Consider the following 2,730-nt stretch of genomic DNA (forward strand, 5'->3'; position numbering starts at 1 on the left):
GATCTCGGCGAGATAGTCGAAGACCAGATAATCGATGTCGCCCCGGGAGACCAATTGCCCAACCGCTTCGGGCGTATCCCCCCAGAAGCCGGACGCGCATCCAATGCGCACAGTTCGCCCAGTCATCGCAACCTCCCTGTCGCCCCGTCCATTTGGGTGGACGCCGATGGCAAGCTTCCGTCTTTCCTCCCAAGCGCATGCCCAAAAAAGGACACACGCAGCTCGACACCACTTGAAACGTTTTCTAACATATGTTTGATTTTGATCAATAGGCAAGTTGCGCAGCCATCGGGAGGATCAAAGATGAACGTCCAGGCCGGGCCAGGCATGGCCGCGCTCGCGGCCATAAAGGCCAACTATTCGCTGACGCCCGAACAACGGCAGATCGTGGATCACGTGGATCGGGTTGCGCGCGAGATTCTTCATCCATTGCAAGAGAAGATGGATGCGGAAGAATGGTGGCCCGACGATTTGTTTCGGCAGATGGGCGAGCTCGGGCTGCTGGGCATTACCGCGCCCGAGGAGCTGGGCGGCAGCGGGCAGAACGAATTCACCCAGGCCCTGGTGTCAGAGACCATCTCGAAATGGAACCCGGCAGTCGGCCTTTCGCACGGCGCGCACGACAATCTGTGCCTCAACAACATCCTCAGGAACGGCTCGGATGAGCAGGTGCGGAAATACGTTCCCGGCCTGTGCTCGGGCGAGCTGGTCGGCGCACTTGGGCTGACCGAGCCCGGCGCGGGCTCGGACGCGCTGGGCTCGATGGCCACCGGCGCCGTGCGCGACGGCAATGATTATGTGATCAACGGCTCCAAGATCTATATCACCAACGGCCCGATCGCGGATGTCATCCTGGTTTACGCAAAAACCGATAAGGCGAAGGGCGCCAAGGGCATCTCGGCTTTCATCGTGGAGACCGACAATCCGGGCTTCAAGGTGGCGCAGAAGCTCGACAAGATGGGCTTCCGTGGCTCGCCCACGGGCGAGCTGGTGTTCGAGGACTGCCGCGTGCCCGCCTCGGCCATGATCGGGGCCGAAAACAGCGGCGTTTCGGTGGTGATGAGCGGGCTCGACCTGGAGCGGGCGATGGTCGCTTCGGTTTGCGTGGGGATGGCCGAAAGGGCTCTGGAGCTGGCGCTCGACTACGCCAGGATCCGCGAACAGTTCGGCAAGCCGATCGCCAGCTTTCAGATGGTGCAGTCGAAGCTCGCGGAAATCTATGTCGAGGTCGAAACCGCACGCGCCTTCGGCTATCGCGCGCTCGCGGCTTGCGTCGGCCTGCCCAAGGGCGCCGGTGGACGCGGCGAAATCCATAAGCTCACCGCCGCCGCCTGCCTTTACGCTGGCGAAGCTTTCAACAAGGCCGTGACCGAAGCGTGCCATATCCATGGCGGCTCGGGCTACATGCAGGATACCGAGATCAACCGGCTCTACCGCGCCAACAAGCTGCTGGAAATCGGTGCAGGCACCAGCGAGGTGCGAAAAATTATCATTGCCGAAGAACTGCTGCGCGCCTAAGCGAGGACACCAGCTATGAACGAGCGATTGCGCAACATCCCCGACCTGCCGACCCATTACCTGACAGAAGAGCAGCAGGCGCTGGCCGATCAGGCCAGCAAGTTCTTCTTTTCCGAGTTTCATCACCTGAACGCCGAAATGGACGACACCGACGACCTGTCGCCCTCCATCTTTCCCAAGCTGGGCGAGATGGGCTATCTGGGCCTCAACGTAGCGCCTGAATTCGGCGGTGCGGGGCTCGATTTCACCTCGGCCTGCATCATCACCGAGGAATTGTCGCGCGCCTCGGCGGCGATCGGGCTGAGCCACGCGGCCCATGACAATCTTTGCGTCAACAACATCTACCGTAACGCCAATGACGATCTGCGGCGGAAGTATCTGCCGGGCCTCTGCGACGGCTCGCTGATCGGCGCGCTGGGCCTGACGGAGCCGGGCGCGGGATCGGATGCGCTCGGTTCGATGCGGACGACCGCCCGGAAGGACGGCGACCACTACGTGCTCAACGGCTCCAAGATCTATATCACCAACGGCCCGATCGCCGATATCGTGCTGGTCTATGCCAAGACCTCGCCCGAGAAGGGCGCCAAGGGAATTTCCGCCTTCATCGTCGAGACCGACACACCGGGCTTCAAGGTGGCGCAGAAGCTCAACAAGATGGGGTTCCGCGGCTCGCCCACGGGCGAGTTGGTGTTCGAGGATTGCCGGGTGCCGGCGGCAAACATGGTGGGCAAGCTGGACGGCGGTGTGGCAGTGACCATGTCGGGGCTCGATCTTGAACGCGCCATCGTCTGCTTCAATGCGGTGGGCATCGCGCGCCGGGCATTGGAGATATCAATCGATTATGCCAAGACGCGCCAGCAGTTCGGCAAGCCGATCGCCAATTTCCAGATGGTGCAGGCCATGCTGGCCGAGATGTATACCGCGATCGAGGCCGCGCGAAGCCTGTCGCTGCGCACCGCCGCCATGTGCGAGGGTCTGGAAGAAGGCGAAGGCGGGCGCGGCGAGATCCACAAGCTGACGGCCGCGGCAATCTTCAAGGCTGCGGCGGCGACCTCCTTCGTGCTGGATCGCGCGGTGCAGATTCACGGCGGATCGGGCTACATGCGCGACACCGAGGTCAACCGCCTCTATCGGACGGGGCGGGTGCTCGAGGTGGGTGCAGGCACGCAGGAGGTGCGCAAGCTCATCATCTCCGGCGAACTTCTGAAGAAC

The 2,730-nt window shown here is 62.3% G+C and carries 3 protein-coding genes; 2 read left to right on the plus strand and 1 reads right to left on the minus strand.

The genetic code is table 11. The features are described 5' to 3' along the window. Positions 1 to 126 (minus strand): acyclic terpene utilization AtuA family protein (locus tag ABGN05_RS29950; protein ID WP_367957692.1); only part of this gene is annotated, 126 nt, incomplete at its 3' end. A gap of 177 nt (positions 127 to 303) precedes the next feature. Between ABGN05_RS29950 and ABGN05_RS29955 the strand changes: the two genes are divergently transcribed. Together ABGN05_RS29955 and ABGN05_RS29960 are read left to right on the plus strand one after the other, a co-directional pair. Beyond that, entirely contained in the window at positions 304 to 1,518 is a 1,215-nt protein-coding gene (locus tag ABGN05_RS29955) for an acyl-CoA dehydrogenase family protein (protein WP_367957688.1), read from the plus strand. 15 nt (positions 1,519 to 1,533) lie between these two features. Then, a partial coding sequence (locus ABGN05_RS29960; protein WP_367957690.1) for an acyl-CoA dehydrogenase family protein occupies positions 1,534 to 2,730 on the plus strand: 1,197 nt, incomplete at its 3' end.

This window comes from Aquibium pacificum, assembly GCF_040839445.1.
GTDB lineage: Bacteria > Pseudomonadota > Alphaproteobacteria > Rhizobiales > Rhizobiaceae > Aquibium > Aquibium pacificus.

What these genes read in the sequence shown, in the direction of transcription:
- ABGN05_RS29955 (WP_367957688.1), top strand. Translation starts at nt 304, where the DNA reads ATGAACGTCCAGGCCGGGCCAGGCATGGCCGCGCTCGCGGCCATAAAG.